Origin of the sequence: Sulfitobacter sp. PM12 (assembly GCF_045586035.1) — a bacterium.
Classification (GTDB): Bacteria; Pseudomonadota; Alphaproteobacteria; order Rhodobacterales; family Rhodobacteraceae; genus Sulfitobacter; species Sulfitobacter pontiacus.
The window spans coordinates 2,848,180-2,867,283 of the sequence record NZ_CP151529.1 but is presented as its reverse complement, the minus strand read 5'-3'; the positions used below and the strand labels follow the sequence as shown (position 1 = coordinate 2,867,283).

Below are 19,104 nucleotides of genomic sequence, written 5' to 3'. Positions count from 1 at the left end.
TGTTTTTGCTTGATGAAAGCAGACCGAAGTTTGTAAAGCTTTGGGCAAGCCCATAAAAATTAAGGCTGGACGGGGAATTCCCTGTCCAGCCTGATCTGTTTTGAAAAGTATTTCGCGCGAAATACTTCTCTGGATAGGTCCTAGTGGTCGGAAGAGGTACGGTGGGACGTGCCTCAAGAATTGATCAGGATTTACCGCTCTTATGGGCGCGCATCACGGCCCCGGTGATGGCGAGCTCGGCAAGAGATACGAAAGGTGACAGACACATGGCGCAAACCTTCCTTGGCCAGAAACGTCTACGTAAATACTATGGCAAAATCCGCGAAGTGCTGGAGATGCCGAACCTGATCGAGGTTCAGAAATCCTCTTATGATTTGTTCCTGCGCTCCGGCGATGCGGAAACACCGACAGACGGTGACGGCATCCAAGGCGTGTTCCAATCGGTTTTCCCGATCAAGGACTTCAACGAGACGTCGGTGCTTGAATACGTCAAGTACGAGCTCGAAAAACCCAAATACGATGTCGAGGAATGTCAGCAACGCGACATGACCTACAGCGCGCCTTTGAAGGTGACGCTGCGCCTCATCGTATTTGATGTGGATGAAGACACCGGTGCGAAATCGGTGAAAGACATCAAAGAACAAGACGTGTTCATGGGCGACATGCCCCTGATGACGCCAAACGGTACCTTTGTTGTGAACGGTACAGAGCGTGTTATCGTATCCCAGATGCACCGTTCGCCTGGCGTTTTCTTTGACCACGACAAAGGCAAGACCCACTCTTCGGGTAAGCTGCTGTTTGCTTGCCGCATCATCCCATACCGCGGGTCGTGGCTCGACTTCGAATTCGACGCCAAAGACATCGTGTTCGCGCGCATCGACCGTCGTCGTAAGCTGCCTGTAACAACGCTGCTCTACGCGCTTGGCCTTGACCAAGAAGCGATCATGAACGCGTATTACAACACCGTGAACTATACGCTGAAAGACGGCGAAGGCTGGGTTGCACCTTTCTTCCCGGACCGTGTGCGGGGCACACGTCCATCGTATGATCTGGTTGACGCCGCAACAGGCGAGATCCTGTTCGAGAAGGGCAAGAAGGTTACACCTCGTGCCGTTAAGCAGTTGATCGACGAAGGCAAAGTGACAGAACTGCTGCTGCCCTTCGGTCACATCGCGGGCAAATTCGCCGCGCGTGACATCATCAACGAAGAAACCGGCGCGATCTATGTCGAAGCGGGCGACGAGCTGACGCTCGAGCACGACAAAGACGGCACGCTCATCGGCGGTACAGCAAAAGAGCTGATCGACGCGGGCATCACCGAGATCCCACTTCTCGACATCGACAACATCAACGTCGGCCCCTACATGCGTAACACCATGGCGGCAGATAAGAACATGAACCGCGACACCGCGCTCATGGACATCTACCGTGTGATGCGCCCGGGCGAGCCGCCCACAGTCGAAGCCGCGTCGAACCTGTTCGACACGCTGTTCTTTGATGCGGACCGCTATGACCTTTCGGCGGTTGGCCGCGTGAAGATGAACATGCGTCTTGCGCTCGACAAAGAAGACACGCAGCGCACGCTGGACCGTGACGACATCGTTGCCTGTATCAAGGCGCTGGTTGATCTGCGTGACGGCCGTGGCGACATCGACGACATCGACCACCTTGGGAACCGTCGTGTACGCTCCGTTGGCGAACTTATGGAAAACCAGTACCGCGTCGGCCTGCTTCGTATGGAGCGCGCGATCAAGGAACGTATGTCCTCGGTCGAGATCGACACTGTCATGCCACAAGACCTGATCAACGCGAAGCCAGCGGCTGCTGCGGTACGTGAATTCTTCGGCTCCAGCCAGCTGTCGCAGTTCATGGACCAAACCAACCCGCTGTCCGAGGTGACGCACAAGCGTCGTCTCTCCGCGCTTGGGCCAGGTGGTCTGACACGCGAACGTGCCGGCTTTGAGGTGCGTGACGTTCACGCGACCCACTACGGTCGTATGTGTCCGATTGAAACGCCCGAAGGTCCGAACATTGGTCTGATCAACTCGTTGGCAACATTCGCCCGCGTCAACAAATACGGCTTTATCGAAACACCCTACCGTAAAGTAACGAACGGTGTTGTTTCCGATGACGTGCAGTACATGTCCGCGACCGAAGAAATGCGCCACACCGTGGCGCAGGCGAACGCGAACCTTGATGAGGACATGAAGTTCGTCAACGATCTGGTGTCGACACGGAAATCCGGTGACTACACGCTGTCGCCTTCCGAGAATGTCGATCTGATCGACGTTTCGCCAAAACAGTTGGTCTCGGTCGCTGCGTCCTTGATCCCGTTCCTTGAAAACGACGATGCGAACAGGGCCTTGATGGGCTCGAACATGCAACGTCAGGCGGTGCCTTTGCTTCAAGCCGAAGCACCACTGGTGGGCACAGGTATCGAAGAAGTCGTCGCACGGGATTCCGGTGCTGCCTATATGGCGAAACGCGGTGGTATCATCGACCAAGTCGACGCTAGCCGTATCGTTATCCGCGCCACCGAAGACCTTGAACTGGGCGACGCGGGCGTAGACATCTACCGCATGCGCAAATTCCAGCGTTCGAACCAGAACACCTGCATCAACCAGCGCCCGCTGGTGAAAGTGGGCGAGACGGTTCAAAAGGGTCAGGTTATCGCGGACGGTCCATCGACCGACATGGGTGAACTGGCGCTTGGTAAGAACGTGGTCGTCGCGTTCATGCCCTGGAACGGCTACAACTACGAAGACTCCATCCTGATCTCTGAACGTGTATCGCGTGACGACGTGTTTACCTCGATCCACATCGAGGAATTCGAAGTCGCCGCCCGTGATACAAAGCTGGGGCCAGAGGAAATCACACGCGATATTCCGAACGTCGGTGAAGAAGCGCTGCGCAACCTCGACGAGGCGGGCATCGTGTACATCGGTGCGGATGTGGAACCCGGTGACATTCTCGTCGGCAAGATCACACCCAAGGGCGAAAGCCCGATGACGCCAGAAGAAAAACTGCTGCGCGCCATCTTCGGTGAAAAAGCCTCGGACGTGCGCGATACGTCGCTGCGTGTGAAGCCCGGTGATTTCGGTACCGTTGTTGAAGTCCGCGTGTTCAACCGTCACGGCGTTGAAAAAGACGAACGTGCGCTGCAGATCGAACGTGAAGAAGTCGAACGTCTGGCCCGTGACCGGGACGACGAACTTGGCATTCTTGACCGCAACATCTACGCGCGTCTGCAGTCGATGATCATCGGCAAGACGGCTGTCAAAGGCCCGAAAGGCGTCAAGGCAAACTCTGAAATCACCGAAGACCTGCTGGCATCCTTGTCGCGCGGTCAGTGGTGGCAGTTGGCTTTGGCCGACGAAGATGATGCCAAGATCGTCGAGGCCCTGAACGAGCAGTACGAGATCCAGAAACGGACCTTGGATGCACGTTTCGAGGACAAAGTCGAAAAAGTCCGTCGTGGTGACGATCTGCCCCCGGGCGTGATGAAGATGGTCAAGGTTTTCGTCGCGGTGAAGCGCAAGCTGCAACCGGGCGATAAGATGGCCGGTCGTCACGGCAACAAAGGTGTTATTTCCAAGGTTGTACCGATGGAAGACATGCCGTTCCTCGCGGATGGTACGCCGGTCGACTTCTGTTTGAACCCGCTGGGTGTTCCGTCGCGTATGAACGTCGGTCAGATCCTTGAAACCCACATGGGTTGGGCCGCACGTGGCCTGGGCATCAACATCGACGAGGCGCTGCAGGAATACAAACGCTCCGGCGATCTGACACCTGTGCGCGAAGCAATGCACCACGCCTATGGCGACGATGTCTACGAAGAAGGCATCTCGGGTATGGACGAGGAAACATTGCTGGACGCCGCCAAGAACGTCGCGCGCGGTGTCCCAATCGCCACGCCGGTATTCGATGGTGCCAAAGAAGCGGATGTGAACGACAGCCTGACACGGGCCGGTTTCGACAGCTCCGGTCAGTCGGTACTGTTCGATGGCCGCACGGGCGAACAGTTTGCGCGTCCGGTGACCGTCGGCGTGAAATACCTGCTGAAACTGCACCACCTTGTGGACGATAAAATCCACGCGCGTTCAACTGGTCCATACTCGCTGGTCACCCAGCAGCCATTGGGCGGTAAAGCGCAGTTCGGTGGTCAGCGCTTCGGTGAGATGGAGGTCTGGGCTCTGGAAGCTTACGGCGCTGCATACACCCTGCAGGAGATGCTGACTGTGAAATCGGATGACGTGGCCGGACGGACCAAGGTCTATGAAAGCATCGTCAAAGGCGAAGACAACTTCGAAGCCGGTATTCCGGAATCGTTCAACGTACTTGTGAAAGAGGTACGCGGTCTTGGCCTGAACATGGAACTCCTGGATGCGGAGGAAGACGAGTGAGGCACGCGCCGGGGTTTTCATAAACCCCGGACCGTTTCCTGAAGCAGGAAACACCTCACTCCCTCCGCTTTCGAGACTTATCTAAGGATTTAAGATGAACCAGGAACTGACAAACAACCCGTTCAACCCCGTCGCGCCGATGAAGACGTTCGACGAAATCAAGGTCTCTCTGGCATCGCCAGAGCGGATTCTGTCGTGGTCGTTCGGTGAAATCAAGAAACCCGAGACCATCAACTACCGGACGTTCAAACCAGAGCGTGACGGCCTGTTCTGCGCGCGTATCTTTGGCCCGATCAAAGACTACGAATGCCTGTGCGGCAAATATAAGCGCATGAAGTATCGCGGCGTTGTCTGCGAGAAATGTGGTGTTGAAGTCACGCTGCAAAAGGTCCGTCGCGAGCGTATGGGCCACATCGAGCTGGCGTCGCCTGTTGCGCACATCTGGTTCCTCAAGTCGCTGCCATCGCGCATCGGCCTGATGCTGGACATGACCCTGCGCGATCTGGAACGTGTTCTTTACTTTGAAAACTACGTTGTGATCGAACCCGGTCTGACGGACCTCACCTATGGTCAGATGATGACCGAGGAAGAGTATATGGACGCGCAGGATGCCTATGGCATGGACGCGTTCACCGCCAATATCGGTGCCGAAGCGATCCGCGAAATGCTGGCCGCCATCGATCTGGAAGCCGAAGCAGACCAGCTGCGTGCCGATCTGAAAGAGGCGACCGGCGAACTGAAGCCCAAGAAGATCATCAAGCGTTTGAAAGTCGTTGAATCCTTCCTCGAGTCCGGCAACCGGCCCGAGTGGATGATCATGACCGTCATTCCCGTGATCCCGCCAGAGCTGCGCCCGCTGGTGCCGCTGGACGGTGGCCGTTTCGCGACGTCGGATCTAAACGACCTGTATCGCCGCGTGATCAACCGGAACAACCGCTTGAAGCGTCTGATCGAACTGCGCGCACCTGACATCATCGTCCGCAACGAAAAGCGGATGTTGCAGGAATCCGTCGACGCTTTGTTCGACAACGGCCGTCGCGGCCGCGTCATCACTGGTGCCAACAAGCGCCCTCTGAAGTCGCTGTCCGACATGCTGAAAGGTAAGCAAGGTCGCTTCCGTCAGAACCTTTTGGGTAAGCGCGTCGACTTCTCCGGTCGTTCGGTCATTGTGACCGGCCCCGAGCTGAAGCTGCACCAGTGCGGTCTGCCCAAGAAGATGGCGCTCGAGCTGTTCAAGCCGTTCATCTATTCGCGTCTTGAAGCCAAAGGTCTGTCTTCCACTGTGAAGCAAGCCAAAAAGTTGGTTGAAAAAGAGCGTCCCGAAGTGTGGGACATCCTCGACGAAGTGATCCGCGAACACCCCGTCATGCTGAACCGTGCGCCTACCTTGCACCGTTTGGGCATTCAGGCGTTCGAACCGGTACTGATCGAAGGTAAAGCGATCCAGCTTCACCCGCTGGTCTGTTCCGCCTTTAACGCTGACTTTGACGGCGACCAAATGGCTGTGCACGTGCCGCTTTCGCTGGAAGCACAGCTGGAAGCACGCGTCCTGATGATGTCGACGAACAACGTTCTGTCGCCTGCAAACGGCGCGCCGATCATCGTTCCGTCACAGGATATGATCTTGGGTCTGTACTACACGACCTTGGAACGCGAAGGCATGCCGGGCGAAGGCATGGTGTTCGGCTCTGTCGAGGAAGTCGAGCACGCGCTTGGTGCCGGTGCGATCCACCTGCACTCCAAGATCAAGGCGCGGATCAAACAGATCGATGCCGAAGGCAACGAGGTGATGAAGCGTTACGACACCACGCCGGGCCGTATCCGCCTTGGCGCGTTGCTGCCGCTGAACGCCAAAGCGCCGTTCGATCTGGTGAACCGTCTGCTGCGTAAGAAAGAAGTGCAGCAGGTCATCGATACGGTCTACCGCTACTGTGGTCAGAAAGAATCCGTTATCTTCTGTGACCAGATCATGACCATGGGCTTCCGTGAAGCTTTCCGTGCCGGCATTTCCTTCGGTAAGGACGACATGCTGATTCCAGAAACCAAGTGGACCTTGGTGGACGAAACGCGCGAGCAGGTTAAAGACTTTGAACAGCAGTACATGGACGGCCTGATCACCCAGGGTGAAAAGTACAACAAAGTCGTCGATGCCTGGTCCAAGTGTAACGACAAGGTCACCGACGCGATGATGGGGGCCATTTCGGCTGAACGTCGCAACGATGACGGCGCGGTGATGGAGCCGAACTCGGTCTACATGATGGCGCACTCCGGTGCGCGTGGCTCGGTCACACAGATGAAACAGCTGGGCGGGATGCGCGGTCTGATGGCGAAGCCGAACGGCGACATCATCGAGACTCCGATTATCTCGAACTTTAAAGAAGGTCTGACCGTTCTGGAGTACTTTAACTCCACCCACGGTGCCCGTAAGGGTCTGTCGGATACCGCTTTGAAAACAGCGAACTCGGGTTACCTGACCCGTCGTCTGGTGGACGTGGCACAGGATTGTATCGTTCGTATGCATGACTGTGGCACCGAAACCGCGATCACGGCTGAAGCGGCTGTGAATGATGGTGAGGTTGTCTCTTCGCTGGCGGAACGTCTGTTAGGTCGCGTTGCGGCGGATGACATCCTGCGCCCCGGGACCGACGAAGTGTTGGTACCTGCGCAGACTGTGATCGACGAACGTCTGGCTGACATCATCGATGAAGCGGCTGTTCAATCCGCACGGATCCGCAGCCCGCTGACCTGTGAGGCCGAAGAGGGCGTCTGCGCCATGTGCTATGGTCGTGACCTTGCACGCGGTACGCTGGTGAACCAAGGTGAAGCTGTCGGCATTATCGCTGCTCAGTCGATCGGTGAACCCGGCACGCAGCTGACCATGCGTACATTCCACATTGGTGGTGTTGCGCAGGGTGGCCAGCAGTCCTTCCTCGAGGCATCGCAGTCCGGTAAGGTTGTGTTCGAGAACGCTCAAACCCTTGAGAACGCCGCAGGCGAGATCATGGTAATGGGCCGGAACATGAAGCTTGCCATCGTTGATGATAACGGCGACGAGCGCGCCAGCCACAAGGTTGGCTACGGTACCAAGCTGTTCGTCAAGGAGGGTCAGTCGATCCTGCGCGGCGACAAGCTGTTCGAATGGGACCCCTACACGCTGCCGATCATCGCGGAGAAATCCGGTATGACCAAGTTCGTCGACCTGACGTCGGGGATCGCGGTCAAGGATGAAACCGATGATGCAACCGGTATGACACAGAAGATCGTGATCGACTGGCGTGCAGCACCCAAAGGCAATGAGCTGAAGCCTGAAATCATTTTGGTGGATGCCGATGGCGAACCGGTCCGCAACGATGCGGGCAACCCGGTGACCTACCCAATGTCCGTTGATGCCATTCTGTCCGTTGAGGACCAGACTGAAATCAAGGCCGGTGACATCGTTGCGCGTATCCCGCGTGAAGGTGCCAAGACCAAGGATATTACCGGTGGTCTGCCACGTGTTGCGGAACTCTTTGAGGCACGTCGCCCCAAAGACCACGCGATCATCGCCGAGATCGACGGGTACGTCCGCTACGGTAAGGACTACAAAAACAAGCGTCGTATCTCGATCGAGTCGTCCGAGGATCCGGATCACAAGGTCGAATACATGGTGCCCAAGGGTAAGCACATTCCCGTTGCGGAAGGTGACTTTGTCCAGAAGGGCGACTACATCATGGACGGCAACCCTGCGCCGCATGACATCCTCGCGATTATGGGTGTCGAAGCGCTGGCTGACTACATGATCGACGAAGTGCAGGATGTTTATCGTCTGCAGGGCGTTAAGATCAACGATAAGCATATCGAAGTGATCGTGCGTCAGATGTTGCAGAAGTGGGAAGTCCAGGACAGCGGTGATACCACCCTGTTGAAAGGCGAACACGTCGACAAGCAAGAGTTCGACCAGGCCTGTGCCAAAGCGCTGTCCAAAGGCGGGCGTCCTGCGCAGGGCGAACCGATCCTGCTGGGGATTACCAAGGCGTCGCTGCAAACACGCAGCTTCATCTCGGCGGCGTCCTTCCAGGAAACCACACGCGTTCTGACCGAAGCATCGGTTCAGGGTAAGCGCGACAAGCTGGTTGGCCTGAAAGAGAACGTCATCGTGGGCCGTCTGATCCCAGCCGGTACCGGTGGTGCGACGCAGCAGATGCGCAAGGTTGCGACAGATCGTGACAACGTGGTCATCGAGGCCCGTCGCGAAGAAGCCGAAGCCGCAGCACGTCTGGCCGCGCCAGAGCCTACAGCCGACGATGTTGTTGGTGGCGATGTCTTCGACAACGTCCCCAGCGACGACGAAAGCCGCAGCTAAGCCTAGGCTTGAAACCTGACCAACAGAGCCCCCGCCGAGAGATCGGCGGGGGTTTTTCGTTGTGGGGCAGGGGGATGAAATAGCGTCGAAAATTTGCGCCGGTGGGCTGGTTTTCCACCGCGGCTTGCGCCAATGATAAGCCAACCTAACAAACGGAAAGCCACCCGATGTCGCCAAACCTTGCCGGAGCACTTTTCATGATGGGCTCCATGGCGGCCTTTGTGTTGAACGACACGATGACCAAGACGACCGGCGGGGCCGTGCCCCTGTTCCAACTGCTGTTCTTGCGCGGTGTGATCTCTATCTCGTTGATCGTGATGCTATGGGGACGGCTTGGCCCGATGCATCTGCGTCTTAGCCGGCGCGATTGGAAGCTGGTCGCAATCCGGTCTGGTGCCGAAGTCGGGGCGAGCTTTTTCTTCGTGACCGCGTTGTTCAATATGCCCTTGGCGAACCTCAGCGCCATTCTGCAATCCCTGCCGCTGACGGTGACTTTGGGCGCGGCGCTGGTCTATCGCGAAAAGGTCGGCTGGCGGCGCTTCTCTGCGATCCTTGTGGGGTTCTTCGGCGTGATGCTGATCGTCAAGCCGGGCACCGAGGGCTTCAACATCTGGTCGATCTACGCGCTGATCGCGGTGTTCTTTGTCACCGTGCGCGACCTCAGCACCCGCCGCCTGTCGAAAGAGGTGCCGTCGATGACCGTGACCTTCGCCGCTGTGCTGGCCGTGACGGGGTTTTCGACCTTCGCGCAGTTCACCACGCCGTGGGCTCCGGTCTCTTCCGCGCATTGGATCGCCATTACGGCGGCCGCGGTCTTTGTGCTGATGGGGTATTATTTCAGCGTGCAGACGATGCGGGTGGGCGACGTATCGTTCATCGCGCCGTTCCGCTATACCGGGCTGATCTGGGCGCTTATTCTCGGGTGGTTGGTGTTCGGTGACTGGCCGGTGCCGTCAACACTCGCTGGGGCATCTATCGTCGCTGCGACGGGGCTGTTCACACTCTACCGTGAGCGCATCACCACCCGCCCGCTGCCGCCGCTTTAACCTTTGGCAAAGACGCGGCGCACAGTGTCGATGTCGATGGCAAAGCGGTCCTTGAACAGGATCTCTTCCTCGGGGCTGAGTGGGGATAGGTCGACCGCCCGTGCATTCTTTTGGCGTGAATCGTTAAATCCATTGTGGCCGCGGACATACATCGCAGGGTCGGGAAAGCTGAGCGCGGGCATGAAGCGGGGCAGCTTGTCATGGGCAAAGTTCATGATCGTAAGCGGACACCCCGCGTTCACGAACATGGCCAACGCCGCGGTGTAGAACGGCCGGAACGACGGGGTCGCCGCGATACCATCCGCGCCGAACTCGGCCACGTAGCCCTTGTTCCAGTCAAGCGCGATGGATTTGTGCTGGACCAGGAGCGGGGCGGCGTCATCAACAGCTTTACGCAGCTTGGCCACGAAATCGACCGCAATCGCGTCGTCGTCATCAAAGCGGAATTGCACACAGGGTTCAGAGCGCGCGTGGCGGGCCCTGTTCAGAATCTCTTTCATCACCTCGCGGTGCGGGCGCGGCGGCTCTACCACAATCCGCGCTTGGGGCAGGGGGGCGAGCAAGGCCGTGAGCCGTTCCAGATGGACAGGCGGAAAACGATCGCCGACCAGCACGATCATTTCGAAATCGGGGTCTGTTTGCGCCATCAGGCAGGGCAGGGCGACGGTTTCGAACAGGCGGAACCTTTCTTCAAGCCGCGCAGGATCATAAAGGTAGGCGATACGATCAGCGGTGGTGTCATGCCCGACCTGAAACCCGCCAAGCGCCGGATAGGAAAAGCGGCATAGCCCAAGTACCTGCATCGTGATCCGCCCTGTCCGAATAATGTGGCATAAATATGCGCGGTAGGCGGGGTGTCTTGCAAGGTGGAATACCCGTTTGGCGTGCCGTGGGCGGCTTGGGGGCGGGGGCTGTTGACAGCGTGGACGACTCTGCCTATACGCCCCTTATCTCGGATGCGGGGGTCGCCCTGCTTTGCCGACATCATATCTACTGTGGTCACGATCCGGTCTACTGCTGACTCGATCCTCTGTTACCCCACCGCTTCGTTTTCCTCGGTACGGGAACGCTGCGGTGATTTTGCTTTGCGCCAGTGGTGTAGGGCGAAAGATAGGCTTCGTGGACGTGCGAAGTGACCGAATTTGAAACCGCACTGGGGTCCGCCCCGCTGCACCACTTATGTGAGCTAAACGGGGATAAAACCGGAATGCCAACGATCCAACAGCTGATCCGCAAACCGCGCCAGCCTAAAATCAAACGTTCGAAATCCATGCACCTGCAAGAATGCCCGCAAAAGCGCGGCGTTTGTACACGTGTTTACACCACCACACCTAAGAAGCCGAACTCGGCCATGCGTAAGGTTGCCAAAGTGCGCCTGACCAACGGTTTCGAAGTCATCAGCTACATCCCGGGTGAATCGCACAACCTGCAAGAACACTCCGTTGTTCTGATCCGCGGCGGCCGTGTAAAAGACCTTCCCGGTGTGCGCTACCACATCCTGCGCGGTGTTCTCGATACGCAAGGCGTTAAAGACCGTAAGCAGCGTCGCTCCAAATATGGTGCAAAGAAGCCAAAGTAATTTGGGTCGGTTTGGGGTCGCGCATCGCGGATACACGATGCCGGATCCCGCCGCCCGCCATGTTTTCCCGTAAGGGAGTGAGCCGAGTAAGACTGAGCGCCGGACGATCGGGGTGCAATATGCACCAGACGCACTGGACCAAACCTGCCTCGGCAACTGACAATTAGGAGCTTTAAATGTCACGTCGTCACGCCGCTGAAAAACGCGAAGTACTGCCAGACGCCAAGTACGGTGATCTGGTTCTCACCAAATTCATGAACAACCTGATGATCGACGGTAAGAAGTCGGTTGCGGAGCGTATCGTTTACAACGCGATGAACCGTGTTGAAGACAAAATCAAACGCGCGCCCATCGAAGTCTTCCACGAAGCGCTGGACAACATCAAGCCGTCCGTCGAAGTGCGTTCGCGCCGCGTTGGTGGTGCCACCTATCAGGTTCCTGTCGAAGTGCGCCCCGAGCGTCGCGAAGCACTGGCGATCCGCTGGTTGATCAAAGCGTCCCGCGCCCGCAACGAGAACACCATGGAAGAGCGCCTTGCCGGTGAGCTTCTGGACGCTGTTCAATCGCGCGGTACTGCTGTTAAGAAGCGCGAAGACACCCACAAGATGGCCGACGCGAACAAAGCGTTCAGCCACTACCGCTGGTAATTCGGGCGGCATAAGCCGTTCCCGTCGCGTCCCACCCCGGGGCGCGATTTATCCGTTTCAGATATATTCGAGGAAGCAGCCCAATGGCACGCGACTATCCGCTCTCACGCTACCGCAATTTCGGCATCATGGCCCACATCGACGCAGGCAAAACAACCTGCTCCGAACGGATCCTGTTTTACACTGGTAAGTCCCACAACATCGGCGAAGTGCACGACGGTGCCGCTACGATGGACTGGATGGAGCAGGAGCAGGAACGCGGTATTACAATTACCTCCGCTGCGACGACCACTTTCTGGCAGCGCCAGGAAGAGCCCACAGCCGACGCGACATCCGACACCAAGTACCGGATGAACATCATCGACACCCCCGGCCACGTTGACTTCACCATCGAAGTTGAACGTTCGCTGGCCGTTCTTGACGGCGCGGTTGCTGTTCTTGACGCCAACGCCGGTGTTGAGCCCCAGACCGAAACCGTTTGGCGCCAAGCGGACCGCTACAAGGTTCCACGCATCGTTTTCGTCAACAAAATGGACAAAATCGGCGCTGACTTCTTCAACTGCGTGAAGATGATCAAAGACCGTACCGGTGCGACACCTGCGCCGATCCAAATCCCGATCGGTGCCGAAACCGAGCTGGAAGGCATGATCGATCTGGTTACCATGAAAGAATGGGTCTGGGCCGGTGAAGATCTTGGCGCGAGCTGGGAACAACGCGAAATCCGTGCCGAGTTGAAAGACCTGGCCGACGAATGGCGCGCGCATCTGATCGAGACTGCGGTCGAGATGGATGACGAAGCCATGGAAAACTACCTGATGGACGGCGCAGAGCCTGACGTCGACACCCTGCGCGGTCTGATCCGTAAAGGGACACTGGCGATCAAGTTCATCCCCGTACTCTGCGGCTCCGCGTTCAAAAACAAAGGTGTTCAGCCTCTGTTGAACGCTGTTATCGACTATCTGCCATCCCCGATGGACGTTGTTGACTACATGGGCTTCAAACCAGGCGACGAGACAGAGACACGTAACATCCCACGCCGTGCGGATGACGACATGGCCTTCTCCGGTCTGGCGTTCAAAATCATGAACGACCCCTTTGTTGGCTCGCTGACCTTTACCCGCATCTACTCCGGTGTGCTGAACAAGGGCGACACGCTCCTGAACTCCACAAAAGGTAAGAAAGAGCGCGTCGGTCGTATGATGATGATGCACTCCAACGATCGTGAAGAAATTCAAGAAGCGTTCGCGGGCGACATCATCGCGCTGGCAGGTCTGAAAGACACAACAACCGGTGACACGCTTTGCGCCGTCAACGATCCTGTTGTTCTTGAAACAATGACCTTCCCCGATCCGGTTATCGAAATCGCGGTTGAGCCTAAAACAAAGGCTGACCAAGAGAAGATGTCCACCGGTCTGGCGCGTCTGGCTGCAGAAGACCCCTCCTTCCGCGTTGAAACGGATCTGGAATCCGGCCAGACCATCATGAAGGGCATGGGCGAACTTCACCTCGACATTCTGGTGGACCGTCTGCGTCGTGAATTCAAAGTTGAAGCGAACATCGGTGCGCCTCAGGTTGCCTACCGCGAGACCATCTCGCGCGAAGCAGAAATCACCTACACCCACAAGAAACAGTCCGGTGGTTCCGGTCAGTTCGCTGAGGTGAAGATGATCCTGATGCCAACCGAGCCAGGCGAAGGCTATTCCTTCGAGAGCCGCATCGTTGGTGGTGCCGTTCCGAAAGAATACATCCCGGGCGTCGAAAAAGGGATCAACTCGGTCATGGACTCCGGTCCTTTGGCGGGCTTCCCGGTCATCGACTTCAAGGTTGCTTTGATCGACGGTAAATTCCACGACGTTGACTCGAGCGTTCTTGCGTTTGAAATCGCGGCCCGTATGGGTATGCGCGAAGGCATGCGTAAAGCTGGTGCGAAACTGCTCGAACCGATCATGAAAGTCGAAGTTATCACTCCTGAGGATTACACAGGCGGGATCATCGGCGATCTGACATCGCGTCGCGGTCAGGTTCAGGGTCAGGACACACGCGGGAACGCAATCGCAATCGACGCACAGGTGCCGCTGGCCAACATGTTCGGCTACATCAACACGCTGCGTTCGATGTCGTCGGGTCGTGCGAACTTCACCATGCAGTTCTCGCACTACGAACCTGTTCCGCAGAACATCTCTGACGAGATCCAAGCGAAATTCGCGTAACTGGCGCGTTGCAATAACTGGGACGGCGGGGATAACCCCGCCCTACCCAAACCGTAGGGTGGGTGTTCAACCCACCGCCCAATTTGAAAACCAAGGAGGCCACCATGGCTAAGGCAAAGTTTGAACGTAATAAACCACACGTTAACATCGGTACCATTGGTCACGTTGACCACGGCAAAACCACGTTGACCGCGGCGATCACCAAGTACTTCGGCGACTTCCGCGCCTATGACCAGATTGACGGCGCGCCCGAAGAAAAAGCACGCGGCATCACCATCTCGACCGCACACGTTGAGTATGAGACCGAAGGCCGTCACTACGCCCACGTCGACTGCCCAGGCCACGCTGACTATGTGAAAAACATGATCACCGGTGCGGCGCAGATGGACGGCGCGATCCTGGTTGTGAACGCTGCTGATGGCCCCATGCCACAGACCCGCGAGCACATCCTGCTGGGCCGTCAGGTCGGCATCCCCGCCATGGTTGTCTACATGAACAAAGTAGACCAGGTGGACGATGAAGAGCTGCTGGAACTGGTTGAAATGGAAATCCGCGAACTGCTGTCTTCCTACGACTACCCAGGCGACGACATCCCTGTGATCCCAGGCTCCGCTCTGGCGGCGATGGAAGGCCGTGACGAGAACATCGGCGAAAACTCCATCCGCAAGCTGATGGAAGAAGTCGACAACTACATCCCGACACCAGAGCGCGCTGTTGACCAGCCGTTCCTGATGCCTGTGGAAGACGTCTTCTCGATCTCCGGTCGTGGTACCGTTGTGACCGGCCGTGTTGAGCGTGGCGTGATCAACGTTGGCGACGAAATCGAAATCGTTGGCATCCGCGACACCAAGAAAACCACATGTACCGGCGTTGAAATGTTCCGCAAACTGCTGGACCGTGGGGAAGCTGGCGACAACATCGGTGCCCTGCTGCGCGGTATCGACCGTGAAGGTGTTGAGCGTGGTCAGGTTCTGTGTAAGCCAGGTTCGGTTAAGCCGCACACCAAGTTCACAGCCGAAGCCTATATCCTCACCAAAGAAGAGGGTGGCCGTCACACGCCGTTCTTCGCGAACTACCGTCCACAGTTCTACTTCCGGACCACAGACGTCACCGGTACCGTTCAGCTGCCAGAAGGCACTGAAATGGTTATGCCTGGCGACAACCTGCAGTTCGACGTGGAGCTGATCGCCCCCATCGCGATGGAAGACGGTCTGCGCTTCGCGATCCGCGAAGGCGGTCGTACCGTTGGCGCGGGCGTGGTTTCCAAAATCACCGAGTAAGCCAACCCGCGGGTCACCCCGCGCACCGGCAACAAGACGAAGGCCGCTCCCAATCGGGGCGGCCTTTTTCGTGGCTTGGGGGCGGGCGGTGCTGGCTGTGACACTACCGCTTTGACCGATGATTGCTGTCGCACTGGGCGGATTCGAGCGAAACCTCGGATTCCCCCCTTGCCACATGGCGCGACTCGACCTATAGAGCGCAAGTCTCAGCGGGGTGCGTTTTTACGCGCCCCGTTTGATTTACGACAAAACGCAATGAAGGGCCGTGATGAGGCGTCTCTTCCTCTTCGTTTCTACTCCCAATGAGGGATGATGACATATGGCACAAAGCCAAAATATCCGCATCCGTTTGAAGGCGTTCGATTACCGCGTGCTGGATGCGTCCACACAGGAAATCGTTAACACCGCCAAGCGTACCGGTGCATCTGTTCGCGGCCCAATCCCGCTGCCGAACAAGATCGAAAAATTCACAGTTCTGCGTGGCCCACACGTTGACAAGAAATCCCGTGACCAGTTCGAAATCCGCACGCACAAGCGTCTGCTGGATATCGTTGATCCGACCCCCCAGACCGTGGACGCGCTGATGAAGCTCGACCTGGCCGCTGGTGTGGACGTCGAGATCAAGCTGCAGTCATAAGCGTAGGAGGGTAATAATATGTTGCGCTCAGGCGTTATTGCAAAAAAGATGGGCATGACCCGTTTGTTCATGGAAGACGGCAAGCAGATCCCTGTGACCGTTCTTCAGCTCGACAAACTGCAGGTTGTGGCTCAGCGTACCCCCGAGAAGGACGGCTACACAGCTGTTCAGCTTGGTGCAGGTACAGCCAAGGCCAAGCGGACGTCGCAGGCCATGCGTGGTCACTTTGCTGCGGCAAAGGTTGAACCCAAGCGTAAGGTTGCGGAGTTCCGTGTGGACCCCGAAGCCATGTTGAATGTTGGCGAAGAAATCATCGCCGATCACTACTTTGCTGGTCAGTATGTTGACGTTGCAGGCACCTCCATCGGTAAAGGTTTTGCCGGTGCGATGAAACGCCACAACTTTGGCGGTCTGCGTGCGACACACGGTGTTTCGATCTCTCACCGTTCGCATGGTTCGACAGGTCAGTGTCAGGATCCAGGCAAGGTTTTCAAAGGCAAGAAAATGGCCGGTCACATGGGTGCTGCCCGTGTTACCACGCAGAACCTCGAAGTTGTCAAAACTGACAGCGCACGCGGTCTGATCATGGTCAAAGGCGCCGTACCAGGCTCCAAAGGTGGTTGGGTGACTGTTAAGGACGCGGTGAAAAAGCCGTTCCCAGCTGACGCGATCCTGCCTGCCGCTTTGAAATCCGCCGCTGACGAAGCCGCAAAAGCAGCTGAAGAAGCCGCAGCAGCAGCCGCTGCAGAGGCCGAAGCAGAAGCAGCACGCTTGGCAGAAGAGCAAGCAGCGACCGAAGCTGCCGCACTTGCCGAAGCCGAAGCATCCATTGAGTCGGACAAGAAGGAAGGTGACGAATGAAACTTGATGTCATCAAACTCGACGGCGGCGCAGCCGGTTCGGTAGACTTGGACGAGGCCCTGTTCGGTCTTGAGCCACGCGCCGACATTCTGCACCGTGTTGTCCGCTGGCAGCGTAACAACGCGCAGCAGGGTACGCACAAGGTCAAGACACGGTCCGAGGTCAGCTATTCGACCAAGAAGATCTATCGTCAGAAAGGCACCGGCGGCGCACGCCACGGCGCACGTTCTGCACCGATCTTCCGTTCGGGTGGTATCTACAAGGGGCCAACCCCTCGTAGCCACGGCCACGACCTGACCAAGAAGTTCCGCAAACTGGGTCTGCGCCACGCTTTGTCTTCCAAGGCAAAAACCGGCAACCTGGTCATCATCGACGATGCCACATCCGATGGGAAAACAGCTGCTTTGGCCAAACAGGTTAAGAACCTGGGCTGGAAGCGCGCGTTGATCATCGACGGTGCCTCGGTAAATGAGAACTTCTTGCAAGCCGCGCGCAACATCGAAGGTCTGGATATCCTGCCGACGATGGGTGCAAACGTCTATGACATCCTCAAGCGTGACACTCTCGTGATCACCAAAGCGGGGATCGAAGCACTGGAGGCCCGTTTGAAATGAGCGCCAAGCACGAACATTACGATGTGATCCGCAAGCCGATCATCACTGAAAAAGCGACAATGGCTTCCGAGCACAATGCAGTCGTTTTCGAAGTTGCGATCGACAGCAACAAGCCAATGATCAAAGAAGCTGTTGAAGCTCTCTTTGGTGTCAAGGTGAAGGCCGTGAACACGACCATCACCAAAGGCAAGGCAAAGCGTTTCCGTGGCCAGATGGGTCGCCGGAAAGACGTGAAAAAGGCTTACGTTACGCTCGAAGAAGGTAACTCGATCGACGTATCCACCGGTCTGTAAGTCAGCCTGGACGTAAAAGTTAAAAGGCCCCTCGCTGCAAGGCGGGGGGCCTTTTCCGTTTTGAGGGCGGTGGTGCCTGCATAATATCCGCTGCGCATGTCGCGCGGGAACTTGCCGACCTACGGTGCGTTGACATTGCACATCACGTCAAAGGAATGGCCCCGCTGAATGGTGGCCGGCTTTGCCCGAAGGGATCGCGCCACTATGTCGACCAACTCCGTCCAGTCCACCCGATCAGAGATCCTGTCTCATAATGACCCCGACGATTTCGCCTGGGCCGTGCCGATCATGCGGACGGGGTATGCCGGGCGCGGATTGGTTTACCTTGTCGTGGCCGGGCTGTCGCTCTGGTCCGTTGTATCTGGCGGTCAGGCCGAGGGCACCAAGTCGACGCTGCAGTCATTAGACGGCGCGACGGGGTTTGCAGTGATCTTCGCGATCGCCACGGGCATGTTCGCCTATGCGATCTGGCGGGCAGTTGATAGCTTTTGGGACCTTGAGGCATATGGGAGCGGGGCCAAGGGCATCGTTGCGCGGTTCGGGATGCTGGTCACCGGCCTGATCCACGGTGCCATCGGTGCGCTGGCTGTGACGGTGCTGGGGGTGGCGTCGTCTGGCTCTAGCAGCAAGGAGCTGCTGAACCAGTTTTTGCAGACCACAGCGGGCGTGTGGGTCGTGGGCGGGATCGGTCTGGCGACGATGGGCACGGGGTTCTACTATTTCTACAAGGCAGCGTCGCAGTCGTATCGCGAGCATTTGGAAGCGAACCACTTTACTATGCATTGGAACCCGCTGTTGCGTATCGGCGTGGCTGCGCAGGGCGTCGTGGTCCTGATCATCGGTGGTTTGATCGCCTATGCCGCGATAAGTGCCAATGCGTCGAGTGCAGGCGGCATCGATGCGGCGTTTGAATGGTTGCACCAGCAGGCCTACGGGCGCGTGCTGGTTGGGCTGCTCTGTGCCGGATTGCTGATGTTTTCGCTGTTCTGCTTTGTGAATGCGGTCTACCGTATTGTACCTAAGGCTGCCGACCCGTCGGTTGAAAGCGTCGCGCGCAAGGTCAAGGCAATGGCGTCCTGAAGGGCACCGCGTAGGTCTACGTCGGGTTTTCCCGACTATTCCCGAACGCTCCCTTGACCCTCGGCTGATCCTCCCCTAAACGACCCCATCGGCAGTGCCCCGGATTCGTCCG

The 19,104-nt window shown here is 57.4% G+C and carries 13 protein-coding genes; 12 read left to right on the top strand and 1 reads right to left on the bottom strand.

The features are described 5' to 3' along the window. Positions 1-266: 266 nt before the first annotated feature. The 3 genes from rpoB to AADW22_RS14090 all read left to right on the top strand — a co-directional run bounded on the left by rpoB (position 267) and on the right by AADW22_RS14090 (position 9,791). Positions 267-4,403: a DNA-directed RNA polymerase subunit beta gene (gene rpoB / locus AADW22_RS14100; RefSeq protein WP_306285144.1), complete on the top strand. Its 4,137-nt coding sequence runs from the start codon at positions 267-269 to the stop codon at positions 4,401-4,403. A 94-nt stretch (positions 4,404-4,497) separates the two neighbouring features. After that, on the top strand, positions 4,498-8,745 hold the full coding sequence (gene rpoC, locus AADW22_RS14095) for a DNA-directed RNA polymerase subunit beta' (RefSeq protein ID WP_005849869.1): 4,248 nt from the start codon (positions 4,498-4,500) through the stop codon (positions 8,743-8,745). Between the two features lie 167 nt (positions 8,746-8,912). Next, positions 8,913-9,791 (top strand): DMT family transporter, encoded by an 879-nt coding sequence (locus tag AADW22_RS14090; RefSeq protein WP_005849867.1) that lies wholly within the window; start codon positions 8,913-8,915, stop codon positions 9,789-9,791. Here AADW22_RS14090 and AADW22_RS14085 read toward each other — a convergent pair. Beyond that, entirely contained in the window at positions 9,788-10,594 is an 807-nt protein-coding gene (locus tag AADW22_RS14085; RefSeq protein WP_407473933.1) for a putative rhamnosyl transferase, read from the bottom strand. The two genes, AADW22_RS14090 and AADW22_RS14085, sit on opposite strands and share 4 nt — an antisense overlap. A 404-nt stretch (positions 10,595-10,998) precedes the next feature. On the opposite strand from AADW22_RS14085, the gene rpsL reads away from it, so the two are divergent. The 9 genes from rpsL (at position 10,999) to AADW22_RS14040 (ending at position 18,992) form a co-directional block, all read left to right on the top strand. Further along, positions 10,999-11,370 carry a 30S ribosomal protein S12 gene (rpsL, locus tag AADW22_RS14080; protein WP_005849863.1) on the top strand — a complete coding sequence of 124 codons (372 nt, stop codon included), beginning with the start codon at positions 10,999-11,001 and terminating at the stop codon, positions 11,368-11,370. A gap of 176 nt (positions 11,371-11,546) precedes the next feature. After that, complete coding sequence (gene rpsG / locus AADW22_RS14075; protein WP_005849857.1) at positions 11,547-12,017, top strand: 30S ribosomal protein S7; 471 nt, start codon at positions 11,547-11,549, stop codon at positions 12,015-12,017. A gap of 83 nt (positions 12,018-12,100) precedes the next feature. Next, positions 12,101-14,227, top strand: a complete 2,127-nt coding sequence (gene fusA, locus AADW22_RS14070; RefSeq protein WP_037941636.1) for an elongation factor G — start codon at positions 12,101-12,103, stop codon at positions 14,225-14,227. Positions 14,228-14,331: 104 nt separating this feature from the next. After that, on the top strand, positions 14,332-15,507 hold the full coding sequence (tuf, locus tag AADW22_RS14065) for an elongation factor Tu (RefSeq protein ID WP_005849852.1): 1,176 nt from the start codon (positions 14,332-14,334) through the stop codon (positions 15,505-15,507). Positions 15,508-15,826: 319 nt separating this feature from the next. Then, a complete protein-coding gene (gene rpsJ / locus AADW22_RS14060; RefSeq protein WP_005849850.1) occupies positions 15,827-16,144 on the top strand; it encodes a 30S ribosomal protein S10 in 318 nt (105 codons plus the stop codon). 18 nt (positions 16,145-16,162) lie between these two features. Beyond that, on the top strand, positions 16,163-17,005 hold the full coding sequence (gene rplC / locus AADW22_RS14055; RefSeq protein WP_005849843.1) for a 50S ribosomal protein L3: 843 nt from the start codon (positions 16,163-16,165) through the stop codon (positions 17,003-17,005). After that, a complete protein-coding gene (gene rplD, locus AADW22_RS14050; protein WP_009825301.1) occupies positions 17,002-17,619 on the top strand; it encodes a 50S ribosomal protein L4 in 618 nt (205 codons plus the stop codon). Before rplC ends, rplD begins: the two co-directional genes overlap by 4 nt. Continuing rightward, positions 17,616-17,912 carry a 50S ribosomal protein L23 gene (locus AADW22_RS14045; RefSeq protein ID WP_005849839.1) on the top strand — a complete coding sequence of 99 codons (297 nt, stop codon included), beginning with the start codon at positions 17,616-17,618 and terminating at the stop codon, positions 17,910-17,912. The genes rplD and AADW22_RS14045 overlap by 4 nt, the downstream gene beginning before the upstream one ends. 204 nt (positions 17,913-18,116) lie before the next feature. After that, positions 18,117-18,992 (top strand): DUF1206 domain-containing protein, encoded by an 876-nt coding sequence (locus tag AADW22_RS14040; protein ID WP_407473932.1) that lies wholly within the window; start codon positions 18,117-18,119, stop codon positions 18,990-18,992. The last annotated feature ends 112 nt before the right edge of the window (positions 18,993-19,104 follow it).